The following is a 17,175-nucleotide window of genomic DNA, read 5'->3' on the forward strand; positions in this document are numbered from 1 at the left end:
TTGATGTAGATAGTGAATATACCAATACTATCTCTGCTAGGTATTACAAAGATGGGAGTGAGATACTCATTAAACAAGAAGGAAAGAATCCAAGAAAGTTAACACCTAGAGAAGCTGCTAATCTACAGGGATTTCCTTCTAACTTCTTAATTCCTGTTAGTGATACTCAAGCCTATAAACAATTTGGTAACTTTGTAGCTGTTCCAGTTATTAGAGAGATTGCACAGGAGATATTAAAGATATTGTCTTAAAGGTTAGTTAGGCTCTCTATATCAACAGGATTAGGATTTCTGTAGTCTTCAACTATTCTTCCTGAATCAATTCTTATTACTCTATCAGTAATAGTTGCTATTGCTGGGTTGTGAGTAATCATAATGATTGTGGTCTTTGCATACTTATTAATTAACTTAAAGAATTGAAGAATGATCTTAGCAGTGGCATGGTCTAGGGCTCCAGTGGCCTCATCTGCAAAGAGAATAGAAGGTCTTTTAATTAAAGATCTAGCAATAGATACTCTTTGTTGTTGTCCCCCAGATAGTTGATTAGGATATTTATTTTCATGAGGGAGTAATCCAAAGATATTAAGTAAATAAGAGATATCACTACAATCTGGAGCTAAAAAGATAGTCTTAATGACTTCTTTAATAGCAGTTAGGTAGTTACATCCCTTTACTCTAAAAGACTTAAATCTTTTGAATAAAGAGACTAGAGTCTCTCTAAAATTCTTCATTTTTTCTCTTAGAGCTGTAGAAAGTTCTATATTCCCTCTAGCCGTTAGATAAGGAATTAAAGCATAGTTTTGAAAGATATATCCTATCTTTTCTCTTCTGAAGGCTGTCAGCTCATGATCTGAAAAGAATGAAGTATTACATTTATCTATTACCATAGAGCCTGAAGTTGGGATATCAATCCCAGCCAATAAGTTAATAAGAGTGGTCTTTCCTGATCCAGAGGGACCAAGAATAGAGATAAATTCACCCTTATTAATACTTAGGTTGATATCCTTTAGAGCTAAGAAATTCCCGAATTTCTTATTTACATCCTTTAAGTGAATGAATGGAAGATTTTCATTCTCTTTTTCTAGCTTCTCTAATTCTTTCTTAGAGATCTTTTGTGGTTTTGTTCTTCTCTTTTGAAGCTTTTGTTTTGCAGGCTGAACAGCTTTCAAAGAGGCTTGAAGTTGTATAAAGATATTTCTTAAACAAGGTAGGATAAAAGGATTTCCTGCAAAGAACTCCTTTAGATATCTTCTATAAATCCAAATAGAAGCAAAGAAAGAAAGAAGATTGAATCAAAAGGTTATATGACCTTGAGGGGTGAATGGAAGACTTTCTGTTTTCCCTTCTTGTTTTGGACTACTCTCCCCAAATAACAAGTGATAAGCTTTAATATTTTCAGTTGTATTCCCATAAAACCCTTTACCAAAGATCATTACAGAGGCAAAAGAAGTTCAAGCTATATTAGCTAATTGCAAAAATGCAAGCTTGTAAGTTCTTTTCATAAATCTCTTATTTTTTTCCATAAGTATTCCTATTCTGTTTCTGGACAACATGCTCTCAATTTCAACAAAGAAATCCTTCAGAATAAATAAGAGATAAATACCTAGTACTAAAAGGAATACAGCTAAAGAGATAAAGTAATAGGCATCATTGTGTCATCCAGGTTGTTCTAATTTATAGCTATTGCTAATAGAAGGTAGATTGTGTCTTCTAAATACATATGAAAAGGCTGTCTCAAAAATAATTACTAGACTGTGTGGATGGACTATAGGTACTGAGCTAGTTGGAAATAACATAGAAGTCACAATTCAAAAGCCTCATATAAAGAAAGACCAAAAGAAAACATTAATTAGAAAGTTGTAGTTAGTGAGCCAGTACTTAAGAGGAAAGTCACTTCTAAATCTAGCTCTCTTTAACTCAAACTGCTTTAGTGAATCTACTAGAGCTGCTTGATTAGGAACTCTAACCTCTCTTATTGGTCTAGACTTTCTATTCTCAAAGGTTCTTCTTCCAAATAACTGAACTCTAGTACTAAAAAACATCTAACTGTGTCAGTCTATTTGATTAGGATGCATAGGCATTTGAGAGACTGTAGAGACTATCATTCCCTTATCTATTCTTATTACCTTATGTGCTATCTTTGCAATTAATCTATTGTGAGTAATCAATAAGATAGTTGTTCCATATCTCTTATTGATATCTACAAAGATATTCAGAATGTCTCTACAAGTATCAGCATCAACAGCTCCTGTAGGCTCATCAGCAAAGATTAGTTCTGGGTTTTTTGCTAGAGCTCTAGCAATAGATACTCTTTGTTGTTGTCCCCCAGAAAGAGCTTTTGGTACCTTAGAGAGTTGAGCAGAAATCTTTAGATGTTCTGCTATTTGGTCTATATCTAGTCTCTTTCTAACATTGGTTTGAATTCTTTGACCAACTTGTATATTCTCTCTAACAGTTAGTTCAGGAATTAAGGCATAGTTCTGGAAGATAATAGAGAGATACTTAGCTCTAAATCAAGTCATTTGTTGTTGATCCATAGTTATTAAAGAGTGAGAAAAGACTATAGACTCTCCATTAGAAGCTCTTTCCATTCCGGAAAGAATATTTAGTAAAGTAGTCTTTCCAGAACCAGATTCTCCCAGAATAACTACTAACTCTCCATATTTAACACTTAGATTGAGATTCTTAAGTACTCTGGTATATTCTCCGGTCTTTGTATTTACATATCACTTTTCTAAGTTTTTGCACTCAATAACATAGTTAGGTCTATTCTCGCTCACAATAGAACCTTTGTGAGCTTTATTTAACTTAGAAACTCTACTAACAGTTTGCTTAGTAAAGTTCTTTTTTAGTTGTTTGAATTCTTTATTTTCTTTCTCATTTCAGTCATCATAACTAAGTGGTTTTAGCTCTTCTCATCTCTTACATTGACAGCCTGCACAACAACTCCCTGAGTGTTTAAAGAGTTTGTGAACTAACTGAGAAAGAATAAGAGCTTCTAGTTATTTTCTGAATCATATATTCCTTTGAAGTAGTCAATAATCTCTTGATAGTTAAAGGTACTTGATTTAGGAAGAAAGATACTGGGAATCAAAGGAGTTACAAGAGGTTTTGAAGGCTTGTGTTTCTTAGTTAAGAACTTTTGATATCTCTTATACTCCTTTCTCTTGTAACCTACTAAGGTTGCAGGATTAGTATCTAAAGGTTCTTCAATAAAGTTAAGTATCTTCTGATGAGTATCTTCTGTGATTCAAAAGAGACTCTTGTATCTCTCAGCTATATCTAGAACTATTTCACTGCACTTATTGAATAGTTGTGATTTCAAGAAAACAACTCTTGTAAAGGTTTCCTGCACTCTTTTATTAGATTGCAGTGCAACTGGAACATTATTTTGCTCAAAAGCAACCGCGAAGGGTGCTTTTAATTTAGTTCCTAGATAGTTGTTATATTTCAGCTAAGTTACTCTACTCTATAACTCTTTCTCCTAATAAAGATAAGTTATTGCAATTTAACTGTATCTCTTGATTCTTAATATAGTAAAAGTTTTCTACTATATTGAATGCATGATCCAAAAATCTATCTGTCTTCACTATTATGTGTTGCAATAGCTTAGAAGTAGTTAGTAATTCTTCCATTAATTCCAATTGAGCTAAGTCACTCATTGGTTTAGTTGTAACACTTTGAAGAACATTACTTCCTCACACATAAAGTAATTCTTTATTTAGTTGTTTAGAAAGAGAGAATATCTTTTCTTGTAAGTCAGCCTTTTCAACTAGTATCTTTTGAAAGACTTCTTGGTGTATCTTCCCCTCAGAGTCTCTAAATAAAAAATAGATATTTTGAAAGTAACTAAGTATTAACTTTCAAAGCTCTGAATTCAAAACAATATCTTTTAATTTCTTTTCTTCATCTTGGAGTGCTATCTTTGAGATTGAATAGAGATAATCACAACATCTCTCTAAATCCTTAATAGAAAGTAATACAGCTAGAAAGAATCTGAGTTTGGTATTAGATGGTGTGTTTTTAGTACAGTGTCACTCTAAATCTAATAAGTGCTTGCAGTAATAGTTATTAGATTTAGCTTCTATTTTCTCTATATCATCTCACTCCAATTCTCCTTCCCAAAAAGAGAGAGAGCTCTTTATGAAGCTATTAACTAATCTGAGATAGTCTAAGAAATTTGAATAACATTCTTTAATTGATAACTCTAGTAACTCCTTATTAATTGGCATAACTCCTCACAGAACTCAATTTTATTTTTCAGTCTTTTCTATCCAAATATTTAAGTTTAAAGAAAGTAATTCTTTTTTTCTTAACTCCAATTGTTCATCTCTAAAGACTAAGAATTCTCCCACATTTATCTCTTGAGTTTCAAAGATATGAACTAAGCTATATATCTTTGAAGCCTTTCAGCTAGGCATATATCTCTCCTCTAAAGGTATTTCCTTGAATGTGATTTCCTTACCTAACAACTGAGAGACTAACTCTGAAACTAATTTCTTTAGAGAAAAGAGGTTATAAGAATTCTCCTCTTTTTTTACAAAGTTAGTTATTACAGCTAAACCTAACTTTCAAACACTAGTTCAAGGGCAATAAGAGAGTTCAAATATTGGATATAACTCATTAGATTGATTTAGGTTTTCTAGTAGTACCTTAGTTAAAGAGAGATGTAAGTTATCTCTTAAGCTAACTTCTTTATTACTAGTTAGTACTATAGAAGGACTTTTGAAGTTTGACTCTCTTTCTGTGAACTTAACAGAGTTACATTCAACAAACCCTTTCTCTCTTAAGTAAGTTCTTAATTGAGTTAGTAACTTAGTTAGTTGTCTTGTTTCTGAAGCTAGCTCAACTGAATTACATTCCCTTAAAGAATTATCTGAACTACTAGAACCTAGTTTTTTAGGGGATTGATCTAGAGGAATCAACTTAACTAATAATTCAGAGATTGGAGGAAGAGTGTTTGTAGAGTATCAAGGAGGTCAAAATACCTCTCACTCATCTTTTTTTTTGACTGAAAAACTTGAAAGTTTAAGAGTGAAATGAGATTGAGAGAGTCTCTTAACTACCTTTTCTTCTCAGTCTTCTTTTAGTTCAGAAAAGATAGGTAATAGCTTTCTTAGCTTAATTTGAGTAGTTAATTTTGATCTAGGCTTAGAGCCTGCAGGGGTAAAGATGTAATTTTGATACTCTCCGAATAAGTAAGGTAGCAAGAGAGTGAGCTTCTCTTTATAAGAAGGAGCTGTTTTTAGTTGTAGAACTTGCAGGAATATAGAGACTAATAGGTTACTAGAAGAGCTCTCTGGAAATAGCTCTTCTATTGTTTGATTCTCAAATTTCTTAGGAACTATATTAGCTGGCAAAGATAGTTCTTGTGAAACTGCTCAACTAGTAGAAAAATCACAATATTTATATATTTGCTTTAATCTATAGAACTTAGTTGGGAAAAAGAAATTGAATTCCAATCACTCTTTGAAGTGAGGGTCTGTAGAGTCAATAGAGATAGGAGTTACTTTCGGGGATCTAGAACCTTTCTCCCTAAAGATATCTGAGAAAGCAAGAAATTCTCTATCTTCAATAACAGAGCCATCTGGTATTGACTGTTTAGAGATAAAAACAACTTTGTTTATATCTAGCTCAGATAGATTGGAGTAGGTATAAAAGATATTGCCCGTTCTGAGACTACACAATTCATATCTATATTTCTGTTCATCTGCAAGAGAAGCACTTAATACCTTTATGGGATGTGGAGACTTTATTGGAGACTCTCAACTTTCAACTATCTCTAGTTGAATACTAGTTAAATAAGCCTCTAATTCTTCTAGATTAGCTTTTTTTAAGTCAGGAAGAAAGAAGTGTAAGAGACTATCGGAGAGAAGCACTAAGACATAGGAGTTACTAAATTAGAGAGATTATTTCTATATAACTCTCTAACATCTTTAACTCCATACTTTAGGATAGTTAATCTCTCTATTCCTATTCCTAAAGCTATTGCAACATAACTAGAGTGTGTTTTATCTAAGATCTCTTGTCTTAAAAAACCACACCCTAAGAGTTCTATTCAACCAGTACCTTTACAAAGAGAACAATCCTTAGACTTTTTGCAGTTACACTCTAGATCCACTTCATAAGAGGGAGAGGTAAAAGGGAAATAAGAAGGTCTTAGTCTGTAGTTAGATTTAATCTCAGAGTCTTTCCCAAACAATAGAGAGCTTATAAGCTTCTCTATTAACTCTCTTAGATTAGTTAGATCTAACTTCTTATCTACTCACACTAAATCTAGTTGGTTGAATTGAGATAAGTGTGTAGAGTCATTATCTTCTTTTCTGTATACATTTCCCATAGAGGCTCCTAAGAACTTTTTACTCTTGTATTTTCTTAGTAGCTTTAAGGTACTAGTAGTTGTGTGAGTTCTAAGCATTAAAGGTTCAGAACTTAAGAATCTATATCTATGAAATCAAGAACCTGATTGAGCTTTAGAGAGAAAGTAACTATCGCTTTCTGCTCTTGCTGGATGTGACTCTGGAATTAATAAACGATCAAAGTTCTCTTTTACTTGAACTATTTCACTGGTTTCAAAAAAATAAAAGTTATTACTTTCTAGGAATTGGTAGACACTTTCAAAGACTTCAGAGAGTAAGTTTCTAGAAGAATAGTTAGCTTTAAACTCAGTTGTTTCTTCTCCCCCTCTAACCTCAAAGAAGGGAGTATTTCAGCTAGAAAAATCTAGCTTTCTAGCCTCATAGAGTGTTTGTGACTTTTCTGTTAACTCTTTGAGCTTTAATCCTAACTCTTTCTTTTCTTCTTTAGAGTTAGTTTTCTTTATTTGCTCTCTTATTGGAAGAGTGTGTTGAGCTCTTCAGGCTTTGAATACAGAGTCTAGTTCCTCTCTAGAGGAAGACTCTTTGAACTTAAGCTCTAGTTCTTTAAGTATTTCTAATTCAGTCATAAAGCTCTTTTGCTCTATTTAATTGCTCTCAAGGTAAGTCAGTATTGAGTCCGAAGTGGGACTTTTCTGCTAACTCCGAAAAAGAGAACTCAAATGAATTGAAGTAATTAAAGATCTCTTTAACTTTGGTTGGGAAGCAAGACTGAATTAAATCAGTTAGCTTTTCTGGTTTAAATTTAAGCCCTTTGGAGTGAGTTAGTGTATAAGACAGTGCTTCTGGTTGACCAATTGCATACACAATCTTCAGCTCTAATTCTTGTGCTAATCCCACAGCAACAATATTCTTTGTCACTCAACGAGCATAGTATGCTCCTAGTCTGTCTATCTTAGTTAGATCTTTTCCACTAAGCCCTCCACCACCATGGTGAGCTACTGGACCAAAAGAATCAGCTATTTGTTTTCTATTAGTTAGACCACTATCAGCCTCTAATCCTCCAATAAGAAAACTACCTGAAGGATTAATAAGTCAAGCGGTATTGGAGTCATAAGAGATATTTAGTTCTTCTAGTATTGGGAAGATAACTCTTAACTTTAGTTCTGTTTCTATTTGTGATTGTGGAACTAAATCTAAGTGTTGAATAGAGAAAACTAGTGTATTAAGTCTTGCAGATTGGAATCTATCTGTATCACTATAAGTTAGCTCTAGTTGAGCTAAAACCTTAAAGTCTTCTTTGGCTCATCAGAGAGTTTCATCTTCTCTTAGCTCTAATGTTTTTAGAGCTAATTTCTTAACTAATAGATGTTCTAAAGGGAGTAACTCTTTGGATTCCTTGGTAGCAAAACCAAAGACTATCCCTTGGTCATTACTAAAGTTACAACCAGTAACTAATTGAGAAAGCTCTTTAGATTGCTCTTTGTAGTCCAGTAGTATCTCAAACTTATCTGGTTCATATCCAGATAGATAAAGTATCTTTTTAGCTATCTCTTCGAAACTAACTTCTGAATGAGAACTACCCTCTCCAGCAATTAATACTTTCTTATTACTTACTAATACCTCCGCAGAGAGTCTTGTCTTTTCTCTTCCTAGTTTCTCTATAAGTGCATCTAAGATACTATCTGCTATTAAATCAGCTATCTTATCTGGATGTCCTCTACCTACTGTTTCTGCACTTCTTAGTAACTTAGGCATTAAATTAATAAGCTAGCCCTATAGGCTATCATAGCCCCATTATCTTCAGAGTATCTTTCATCCACAAAATAAAGCTTTATTCCCTCTGAGGATAATTTATTAGTTAAATGCTCTTTTAATACTAAGTTCCTACTAACTCCCCCAGAACAATATATCTCTGATATTTTGTATTTTTTAGCTCAATACTTTAGTTTCAAGTAGAGAATAAGTAGTGTCTCTTCTTGAAAAGAAGTACTTAAGATCTCTTTCTTTTCTTCTAGAGAGTAAGAAGGAATTCCCTCTAATTTTTTTCAGATCCTAGAGGCAGAAGTAATTAGTCCTGAAAAGTTCAAACTCAGCTTGGAGATATTTCTACTTCTATTAGTTAGATAAAAACCTTCTAGATTTAATTCCTTTCTATAGTATTTCTCTAGTTGAGGCCCCCCTGGATATTCAAAACCCATTATCCTAGCTATTTTGTCAAAGGCCTCTCCTACAGCACAATCTTGACTTCTCTCTAACTCCTCTATATTCTCTTTGTCTCTTAGAAGAAAGATAATAGTGTTTTTTCCAGAGATCAATAGCGCTAAAGAAGGAAACTTTATCTCTCTACTTAGCCCTATAGAGAATACATGTGCCTCTAAGTGATCTATAGGCACTAATTCTTTTTTCAAAGAGATAGCTAAAGTAGTGGCTATCATCTTTCCTACCAAAAGAGAAGAATCTAGACCTGGAAGAGCAGAATAGGCTATATGACTAATATCTGAGAGTTGTAGTTTGGTCTTTATTAAACAAGCCTCTATGAGTCTTACTAGGTGTTTTTGGTGAGCTCTTGCAGCTATTTCTGGAACTATTCCTCCATATTGTGTGTGTTCTTTACTGGAAGAATAGTGAGCTTCTCCTAGTATTCTTTTCTGAGTAACTGAATAGATAGCTATTGAGCTATCATCACAAGTACATTCAATTCCCAGTATTAGTTTTTCTATGACCTAGAAACCATTCTTTCATCTCTCGAAAGCCATAGTTAGATTTAAGTTTTGAGCATCTGATAGTCCTCTTTCAAAGACTATGGAGATATTACATTGTTGACTTTCAGGTGATCTTTTAACTCTTGTTTGTGTTTGCTTCTCTAAGCATTCTTCTATGTCCGGATTACCATAGAGGAATTCTTTTTCTTTTTTGTAGAATTCTTCACCGTTTGAACTAGAACCACCGCCCCCTCCACCTTCACTGGTTCGCAATTTTCCTTTAATTCATTGATTGAAAGTTTTTAGTGCGGGAGTATACAAAATCTCCTTGTAGTTTTTAATTAGTCATCCAGCTTTTTTATTTTTAGCTTCTTCTCGTGGAACTTCCCGTTCCTCCTCTTGCCCCTCCTCATCATCAGCCTCTAATGTCTTTTGTACTTGCAGTTCGTTTAATTTGTCTAAATCTCCGAAAGATATTTTTTCAAGGAATTTATATATTGTGTCAAGCTTCTCTTCGCTCGCCTTTGCAGAGATAGCAATACTATCTAGCAATCAAAGAGCTGGATTTAGTGGAACAATATGGATTTGTTTTTCTTCGCTATCACTCTCTTCTTCCTCCTCTTCTTTTTCATCTTCATCCTCAGAATCCTCTTGTGTTAGTGTATGAGCATATAGTGCATCTCCATTGTAAAAGAAAACCCCATTTAAAGTTCCGTCATTTAATGCATCAGAAAGTACAACTGAATCGGGACTGAAGAATATAGGTCTAGAGCCCATTTCCCCTCCCTTTTTAATCCCAGCAGCATTTATTTTCATGAAAGAATCAAAGAACTCTTTTTCTGATTTCTTATTTTCTTTATCTTTGAATAAATTTGTTATTTCTGTCACTTCCCCTTCTTGACTGTCTTGACTACTTAATTTAGAAAGAGAAAAAAGAGTTAATTCATCCTCGACCATTCCTAGTCTGGGTCTGTCGCCTTGTGTTTTAAATCTTTCGTCTTGAGTTATTTTTTGAATTAACTCTTTTCAGCCCATGGGTTTCATTGTCGTGCTGTTACTTTCTTCAGACGCGCCATCTCCATTCCCTAACTTTTTATCCCCGCTATATGCAAAAGCTAAATAACTTAAAAAGTATGGAACTCCGTGTGTTGCTAGTTTGTTGTTTTTACTAAAGAATTCCTTAATTACTGGGGAATATAGTTCCCCCAGCTTTGTAACTAATTGTCCGTTTTCTTGCCCGACTCGATTTTCTACATTCAGACCTAATTTACTTTTGACTTCACCATTAAATCTCTTTCAATCAATTTGACGCACTAACCCCTTATCTATAGCTTCTTCGAGAGTAGAAGAGCTTAAAACAGCTAAATCAAAGGCTCCAGAGGCAAAACCATTGAATACTTCCTTGTCATTCTCGAAATAAATGGTTTTTAAGTTGTAATCGTTGTAAGCTTCATCAGCAATAGTGTCTAGGATATAAGACTGATAAGTAGCTAATACTAATTCATTACTTAAGTTAGTATTAGTAGTTACTACAGATACTGGTATTACTAATGAAGCTGAAGAAGGTAATAGAAAGAACTTAGTAAAGAAACCCAATTTCTATTAATAAATAGAAATTATTGAAAAATAAAATAACAAATTAATAAGAATATTAGGGGAAAGGGGATTTATTGTTAGTAAGGTCAAATATTGATTGGTTTATTAAAGGGTCCAATAAGTGTAGGAAAAGGATTAGTAGCTACTGGTAGTTTAGGAGGTATTTGTTCATTCTTCACTCCCATAGATTCTCTATTGGATGTAGCTAGAAAGATACAAATCTCTGTAACTGAGGAGTGAAATGATTGAGGTAAAGGGTTTATTCTTCCATCATTTGACTCAGGATGACTGGGGGGGGCATTTGAAAAACAAACTAAGTATTCTTATGGGTATGTTGTAAGAGCAGTTGATTCTGGTGCAAGCTTTACTAAAGATAACAAGAGAGTCAAAGATTTAAGTCCTAAAGATCCCGAGGGAAAGCTTTGATTAATAGAAAAGGTAGGGAGTGAAGGAATTATTAAATCAACTGAAGCAGAGGAACAAATTGGATTAACTCCTAAAAAGTTTGTTCTTATAGGAAGTAATAGAAGAACAGGAGAAGTTGAATTGACTGGCCTAGTTAGTTTAATTCAATACAAACACCTAGGTATTAAAGAAAAATGCGGAATAGAAGAAGAGAAAGGAGCAATTCAAAATGGATGGTGTGATAATAGTATTTTTAAAACTTATAAGAGTTCTGAAGAAAGACCTAAATTTATAGGAACTAAATTAAAAAATCCAATCACTGATGAGGCTGTTACATATATGGGACTAAATCTAAAAAGTGGAAATTTAGGTATTATTTGAGGATCTAAGGGAATTGGTACAAGTAAACAAACCAGAAAATGGTCTAGAACTGGCTATCTGTATATAAATTCAACTAACAGTAAAAAGAAAAAGGCTTGGACAAGACTTGATAAAAATGGCACTGCTGGATTTTTTGTAGTTCACGACTTAAAGTTCATCCGAGAAACACTAAAGGACGATTGAAGATATAGATATGAAAAATATGGGACTATTCTGGGAGGAAAAGAAAGACCAGCCTCTTATTGCAAAGCAAAAAGTAGTAGTAAAGAATGTGGAAAAGTAATTGATATTCCTCTTTCTTCAAACAGAAACTACTATATATGAGATCCAACTAAGACAAAAATAAAAGGTAAAAAGATGTACACAGAAAGTAATTCAATATTGCCTTGAAAAATAAATTCTGAGTTAACTTTCACTTCAGAACAGGTTGGTTAAGGAAAAGAATGTATAATTTAAATCAACTACTCAAATAAAAAGATATGGTTTTCCTTCTTAAAGCACTATTAGGAATTGGTGCAGTTGGAGGAGGTGTTGTCGCTCCTATTGCACTTTCTCAACAAACCAACACTGCTATAGAAAGAAAAGAAGGAAGTATCGCACAAGAGCTTGGTTCTACTTTTGGAAAGACAATTTCTAATTTTGGAAATGCTTTATTTGAAGTAAGAGCTAGAGAAGCTTCTCATCAAAAAATTAGTAAGGCTTTAGGTCAAGTTGCTAATTGCAAATTACTTCAAAATCCTGAAAATCCAGAATATTGACTAAATGCTCTTTATGCTTGCAATGAAAATAGCAAAGGAGAAGTGGAATTTAAGTATGTAAGTGCAAGAAATGATTTTGTTTCTAGAGCTGAAGATGGTTTTGTAAAGAAAGTTTCAAGAGTTAATTACGTAGAAGAAGGTGTTGATAGTTCAAAAACTGCTAAGTTGGAATTAACTTTGGAAGATGGATCAAGAAAAGATTGAAAAGTAGCTGTTGGTAGTGGATGAAAGCATTTCAGCAATGTGAATCTAAGTAAGCAATGCACAATTAGTTCTAAAGGGGCAGGAGGAAATGATCTTAGATGTGTATTACAAGGATGAGAAGGAAAAGAAAATAGTCACTCTGTTTATCGATTTTCAATCTTTTAGTTAGACTCCTTTTACTTTAGAGTAGGACATAAAGTAACTCAAAATCAAGAGTGTCTTTTCTCACTCTCCTAGCTAAAGTTGTTTCTGTAGTTGTAGTTACAGGAACTGCCATTGCTACTCCTTTAGCTCTGAATGCAAGAAAATCTTCTTCTACAACAACTCAAACTCCTTTAACTTCAACACCAACAACAACACCAGTAGTAAATTATGAAGATTTAAGTGTGCAAGGAATGGCAAGTAGAGGTGAGTGTTGAGAAATTCCAATAACTCCTCAAGATTTCCTTAAGTTTTTAGTTTGCGCTAACCAAGACAAATACTATTTGTATGATTCCAGTAATTCAGATAACAACAAAGCTTTCACAAAAATCAAACAAATATCAGGCCCAACAAATAAACAAATAACCATTACTTTAGATGGAGAAGAAGAAACTAAGACTTTGACTCTTTTAAGTGAGCAACTAAAGAACAGCCCAGAAAATCTAGATTTCTATAATAACTGTAATACTGGGACAGCAGATCAAGGAATGATACTTTCTTGCAGTACCAACTCTCCAAAATCTTGAAATGGCTTTATTGAATTAACTAATTTTCAATTAAATAAGTAACAGTTAATTAGACCCTAAATAATCACTATAGGTTTAAAGCCATTTGCTCACTGTAATTTATTAGTGCCTCCCTGAGTTTCTATTTTTATTGAATAAACTTTTTGACCCTTACTTGTGTATTTATTTTTTAATTGACCATCAACATCACTTTCTAATTTAAAAGTAACTTTGTTTAATGGAAGTGTTATCATTCCATCTTCACTACCAGACAAATCAAAAATTTTACTGTGACAATCTATGTTAGATCCAAATATTTCACTGTCCTCGCCCCCACCAGTTTCTCCTAGTTGAATTCGAGTTTGCTTTCTTATTTCATAATCGGTCGAAGTTCCTCCTGTGCCTCTTACCGAACCTTGCAAACTCTTGTCGGTGTATTGTGTAGGAACATGAAGTTTCGTTCCTTTCATTTTTTTAAAATATCCTTGGGCCCGCAATTCAAGCTCGGCATTTTCTTGTATATCACTTACTGAGTCCTTAACAGTTAGATAGATTCATAAATCTGAATAAGTTGTTTGACCGTCTCTGTCGTATGGATTATTAAAACAAGAAGATAAATAGAACTTACTGCCAGACTTTATTCTTCATATATTTGGAGGGTCTCAGTTTGGAGTAGAAAAAGAAGCTCACCCAACTACACTACCAGCCCCAACAATAGAAGTTACAAGAAACTTTGCACCTAAACCTATCAAGTTAAGAGTTTTTGATTGTTAATTCCGCGAAGATCTTTGTCTCCGTCTATATTTCTAAGATTAATATTTTCTTCGCCCAGTACCCCACAACTAAATAAAAATATGTTTTCTTAATAACTTTAGAAAGCCGTATATATTACTTTAGGTTTTTCATTTGTGTTTCACTTGAGATTGCTATTTTCTTTTAGTTCAATATCACATTCAATTCTCCCAATCCCTCTTTTGCAGTTTCCTTTACTTTGTTCAGTAAACATACCATAAATACTGTCCTCATTAATTCAAATATCACCAGTTTCAGTTTCATTTGCAAGACTCGAAATGATTGATTCGGTGCATTCTAAGCCAACAAAGGAAGTTGTTCCTGAACTTCCTTTTGGTTTCAGATACATCTTTCCAGCTCCATCTTTGTTGTATTCGATAAAAAATTTATTTTTCTCTTTACTTAATACCTTTTCCCCTTTTTCCCCTCCAACAATCTTTAAAAGAATTGAATTATCAGATTTATCCATGCCCCCTCCCGAGTCACTCAAGTGCAGATAAAAGCCTAGACTTTTCTGAGTTCCATTCTTGCACTTAAGTACAGGAGTTTTTAAACTAAGATCTCTTCTTCACATCTTTTTAAAGAAAGTTCCAGTATATGAGAGATAAGATACGGGAGATACAAGTCCTGCAATACTTATTCCAGAAAAAGTCAAAAAAGATATTGACTTTAAAAACATAAAAAAATCAATTAAAGTTTAGATTCTTTTTTGCTTAATTGTGTAAGGATTAAAGTGGTGAAAATGAATATGCACACTTAGTCTAATTACAAAAAATAAGAATTCTTTTTGAAGAAAATAAAAGACAAGAGTTTAACGGCCTTTCTCCTTTCTCCAAAAGAGTAAGAAATGTTATATAAGTTGATGATGATAGGAAGTATGGCCTCTCTTGGACCTTGAGGTGGAAGCATTGCTTACTTTATTGGCCCCCCCCTCTGGATTAGGGATATTGCTCAATTAAAAGCAACAAGAGATTGCTATGTCGCGCTTGACGCTAGAGTTACTAACAATAAGTTGCTCGCTTGCGGTTGAAAATCGGATAATTCAACACTTCACTTCTATTTGTATTCCGCTACCCCCAGTACATCAATTTCTTTGGTGAAAACTTTGGAAGTTAAACCTATAGATGAAGATCTAAGAAACTCAGAAAGGGATTTTTCTGTCAAATTCTTATTTGGTGGTCGTGCCGCTTTGAAAGTAAATAGATGAACTCTGGAAAGTAATCCATGAGTAAAAGAAGGAGGAAAGATTTTTGATCTAACTGGTTTCTGCAAAACAACCAAACTTTCTACTTTTCAGGGTTCACAAGCAAAATCTTTGGTTTGTGTTTGAGGAGAACAGAGCGGTCAACAAGAAACTTGACCTGCACTTACTTAAACAAGCAGTACATTTGATAAATAGATCTAGAATAATTAATCTTTAAATAACCTGTGGCAACTATAGCTTATATGCTCTTTGGTAGCGCAGCCGCTATGGTACCTACTGTGAGTAGTATGTCCTACTTCGTTGCCCCCCCCCTTGGTTCAAAATCTTCACAGAACTCTTTCTAAGACAACTACCAATTTAAGTAAAGAAGGTATACAGTGTTTTCAGGTTATTTCAGGAAATGAGGTTGAGAAGGAAGATGAAGCCTCTAACACGCAACGATCGAGAGGAACCTCGGCATATGTACTGACTTGTTTAAAAAAACAATCAAGTAGTACAGTAGGACAGAGTGTAGCGATTGAAGATGATTTTGATTTTTACTACTACAACTCTAAAGAATTTAGTGATCATATCTTCCCCATCAGCACAGTGCAAATGAGTGTTTATGGGGATGGAGTAATAACTATTAAGTTATTTTGAAAAAACTTTGGTTTTTTCGAAAACAGAGTCACCATGAGAGGGAATAGAGATATTGAGAAAATTCCTTGAGTTAATAAGGAAGGAGAAGAAGTCCCTTTTGCAACTTTCTTGCTAAAAGATAAAAATGAAAAATTTTGTCAAAAAACTGAATTAACAAGTTGAAATTTAGGTGCTTATGGTAATCAATCACACATACAGTGTTCTTTGGGAGAAGGGCAGCCGCCTCTTATATGACGTGAATTTAAATTTACTAACCAAGCCTCAAGACAGTAAAAACTTATTGTTTTTTCAGGGGACATTCAAAACCCTCAATAAACGCCACAAAAACTAGTAACTTAGGTTAACTCTCTTACAAAGTACTTTTCCAAGTGATATAAATCAATAATCAAAGAGAATTATTAAATAGAGTTTTTAATATTTACCAAAAGCTTGATTATCAACAACAATTAATTTGTAAGAATAATATGGAGTCACTTAGTTAAATAATGTTTTCCATCTTTCTTACAAAATCTTGTTTTGGTGCGTTAACAGTCGGAACGACAATAGCTTTACCAATACTTCTCACTCAGGGGGTATCGGGGGGGGGCTGTTGTATCTCAAAACTCTTTAGAACAAGCCGCCTCTCAATCTAGACTACAGACCACAAGAAACACTAATCAAGTAGAAAGAGAGGCCACCCCAAAAGAACAAATAGAAAAAGATTTAGCATTTGATGAGTGTCAAAGAGAAAATCTTAAGTTTCTAATTAATGATGGCAACGGTGGAACTGAGTGGGTAAATAGTAAAGAATATAGCCCTTCTAAATATGGATCTTTCTTGGAGTTTTCTTATGATGAAAACCTGTGTAGCAGAGAAGTTACTAAAAAATAAGTGCTAGTAACCACTTTAGCTAAATTAGGTGCTGGTATTTTAGTGGCTGGAGCGGCATCTACTGTTGTGGCTGTCCCAACAATTTTATCTACTTCAAGCACATCTGAAACAATTAAGTATTCTTCTATAAGCGATTACGAAAAATTCTGTAGAGAGTTTCAACAAGAGTTGACTGCCATTGACTCTGATGGCGTCTCAAGAGAGGGAGAAGGCGCAAAAGCAAAATTAATTGTTTGTCCGGTTGATAAGAATTCAAGCCAAGCTGTGTTTTATCTATATGACTTAAAAGAAATACCTCATAAGGAAGTAGATGAGCTTGTTTATTCCATAGATTCCGCGGGAAAAGTTACATTCACTCTCTTTAATAACAACACTCAAAAAACAAAGGAAACTTATAGAGCATATCTAGCAACTTGAAATAATTACAGTGGATTTAGCTTGAAACAAAATTGTCAAGTTGAATGAGGTAATGTAGAAGACGGAGAAAGCAAAGAAATTACTTGTAAGACTTCCTCTAAAAATTCAAATCCAAAAGCATTCTTAAGAGTTTTAAATAATTCAAAAAAATAACGAACCTTTAAGACTTCTTTTAACTAAT

General features: G+C 33.7%; 18 protein-coding genes. 7 read left to right on the forward strand and 11 right to left on the reverse strand.

The window, feature by feature from the left end; genetic code table 4:
- The first annotated feature begins 68 nt into the window (after positions 1 to 68).
- Positions 69 to 251: a DNA cytosine methyltransferase gene (locus WEN_RS03855; protein WP_338009579.1), complete on the forward strand. Its 183-nt coding sequence runs from the start codon at positions 69 to 71 to the stop codon at positions 249 to 251.
- On the opposite strand, the gene WEN_RS01525 is transcribed toward WEN_RS03855, so the two are convergent.
- From WEN_RS01525 to WEN_RS01565, 9 genes are all read right to left on the reverse strand, one after another.
- The gene (locus WEN_RS01525) at positions 248 to 2,041 is read right to left on the reverse strand and encodes an ABC transporter ATP-binding protein (protein WP_014849801.1); all 1,794 of its coding nucleotides are present in this window, start codon (positions 2,039 to 2,041) and stop codon (positions 248 to 250) included. The two genes, WEN_RS03855 and WEN_RS01525, sit on opposite strands and share 4 nt — an antisense overlap.
- A complete protein-coding gene (locus tag WEN_RS01530) occupies positions 2,042 to 2,779 on the reverse strand; it encodes an ABC transporter ATP-binding protein (RefSeq protein ID WP_014849802.1) in 738 nt (245 codons plus the stop codon).
- Positions 2,780 to 2,997: 218 nt separating this feature from the next.
- Positions 2,998 to 3,354 (reverse strand): hypothetical protein, encoded by a 357-nt coding sequence (locus WEN_RS01535; RefSeq protein WP_014849803.1) that lies wholly within the window; start codon positions 3,352 to 3,354, stop codon positions 2,998 to 3,000.
- A gap of 109 nt (positions 3,355 to 3,463) precedes the next feature.
- On the reverse strand, positions 3,464 to 4,231 hold the full coding sequence (locus WEN_RS01540) for a phosphate signaling complex PhoU family protein (protein ID WP_014849804.1): 768 nt from the start codon (positions 4,229 to 4,231) through the stop codon (positions 3,464 to 3,466).
- A 21-nt stretch (positions 4,232 to 4,252) separates the two neighbouring features.
- Entirely contained in the window at positions 4,253 to 5,878 is a 1,626-nt protein-coding gene (locus WEN_RS01545) for a class-II aminoacyl-tRNA synthetase family protein (protein ID WP_014849805.1), read from the reverse strand.
- Positions 5,878 to 6,945, reverse strand: a complete 1,068-nt coding sequence (locus tag WEN_RS01550; RefSeq protein ID WP_014849806.1) for a tRNA ligase subunit PheS family protein — start codon at positions 6,943 to 6,945, stop codon at positions 5,878 to 5,880. The genes WEN_RS01545 and WEN_RS01550 overlap by 1 nt, the downstream gene beginning before the upstream one ends.
- On the reverse strand, positions 6,923 to 8,074 hold the full coding sequence (locus WEN_RS01555; RefSeq protein ID WP_014849807.1) for a methionine adenosyltransferase: 1,152 nt from the start codon (positions 8,072 to 8,074) through the stop codon (positions 6,923 to 6,925). Before WEN_RS01555 ends, WEN_RS01550 begins: the two co-directional genes overlap by 23 nt.
- Entirely contained in the window at positions 8,074 to 9,039 is a 966-nt protein-coding gene (gene tsaD, locus WEN_RS01560) for a tRNA (adenosine(37)-N6)-threonylcarbamoyltransferase complex transferase subunit TsaD (RefSeq protein ID WP_043911302.1), read from the reverse strand. Before tsaD ends, WEN_RS01555 begins: the two co-directional genes overlap by 1 nt.
- 3 nt (positions 9,040 to 9,042) lie before the next feature.
- Positions 9,043 to 10,617: a type 2 periplasmic-binding domain-containing protein gene (locus WEN_RS01565; RefSeq protein WP_014849810.1), complete on the reverse strand. Its 1,575-nt coding sequence runs from the start codon at positions 10,615 to 10,617 to the stop codon at positions 9,043 to 9,045.
- Between the two features lie 93 nt (positions 10,618 to 10,710).
- Between WEN_RS01565 and WEN_RS01570 the strand changes: the two genes are divergently transcribed.
- The 3 genes from WEN_RS01570 to WEN_RS01580 are packed head-to-tail and all read left to right on the forward strand — an operon-like array spanning position 10,711 to position 13,135.
- Positions 10,711 to 11,838 (forward strand): hypothetical protein, encoded by a 1,128-nt coding sequence (locus tag WEN_RS01570; RefSeq protein WP_014849811.1) that lies wholly within the window; start codon positions 10,711 to 10,713, stop codon positions 11,836 to 11,838.
- A 44-nt stretch (positions 11,839 to 11,882) separates the two neighbouring features.
- On the forward strand, positions 11,883 to 12,530 hold the full coding sequence (locus WEN_RS01575) for a hypothetical protein (protein ID WP_014849812.1): 648 nt from the start codon (positions 11,883 to 11,885) through the stop codon (positions 12,528 to 12,530).
- A 50-nt stretch (positions 12,531 to 12,580) separates the two neighbouring features.
- The gene (locus tag WEN_RS01580) at positions 12,581 to 13,135 is read left to right on the forward strand and encodes a hypothetical protein (protein ID WP_014849813.1); all 555 of its coding nucleotides are present in this window, start codon (positions 12,581 to 12,583) and stop codon (positions 13,133 to 13,135) included.
- Between the two features lie 14 nt (positions 13,136 to 13,149).
- On the opposite strand, the gene WEN_RS01585 is transcribed toward WEN_RS01580, so the two are convergent.
- Together WEN_RS01585 and WEN_RS01590 are read right to left on the reverse strand one after the other, a co-directional pair.
- Positions 13,150 to 13,824: a hypothetical protein gene (locus WEN_RS01585; RefSeq protein ID WP_014849814.1), complete on the reverse strand. Its 675-nt coding sequence runs from the start codon at positions 13,822 to 13,824 to the stop codon at positions 13,150 to 13,152.
- Positions 13,825 to 13,943: 119 nt separating this feature from the next.
- Positions 13,944 to 14,543, reverse strand: a complete 600-nt coding sequence (locus WEN_RS01590) for a hypothetical protein (protein WP_043911305.1) — start codon at positions 14,541 to 14,543, stop codon at positions 13,944 to 13,946.
- 168 nt (positions 14,544 to 14,711) lie between these two features.
- On the opposite strand from WEN_RS01590, the gene WEN_RS01595 reads away from it, so the two are divergent.
- From WEN_RS01595 to WEN_RS01605, 3 genes are all read left to right on the forward strand, one after another.
- Positions 14,712 to 15,239 carry a hypothetical protein gene (locus WEN_RS01595; RefSeq protein WP_238530706.1) on the forward strand — a complete coding sequence of 176 codons (528 nt, stop codon included), beginning with the start codon at positions 14,712 to 14,714 and terminating at the stop codon, positions 15,237 to 15,239.
- A gap of 129 nt (positions 15,240 to 15,368) precedes the next feature.
- Positions 15,369 to 15,980 carry a hypothetical protein gene (locus WEN_RS01600; RefSeq protein ID WP_014849817.1) on the forward strand — a complete coding sequence of 204 codons (612 nt, stop codon included), beginning with the start codon at positions 15,369 to 15,371 and terminating at the stop codon, positions 15,978 to 15,980.
- A 597-nt stretch (positions 15,981 to 16,577) separates the two neighbouring features.
- Positions 16,578 to 17,147, forward strand: coding sequence for a hypothetical protein (locus WEN_RS01605; protein WP_014849818.1), 570 nt, complete (start codon positions 16,578 to 16,580; stop codon positions 17,145 to 17,147).
- The last annotated feature ends 28 nt before the right edge of the window (positions 17,148 to 17,175 follow it).

The organism is Mycoplasma wenyonii str. Massachusetts (genome assembly GCF_000277795.1).
Taxonomy (GTDB): domain Bacteria; phylum Bacillota_I; class Bacilli_A; order Mycoplasmatales; family Mycoplasmoidaceae; genus Eperythrozoon_A; species Eperythrozoon_A wenyonii.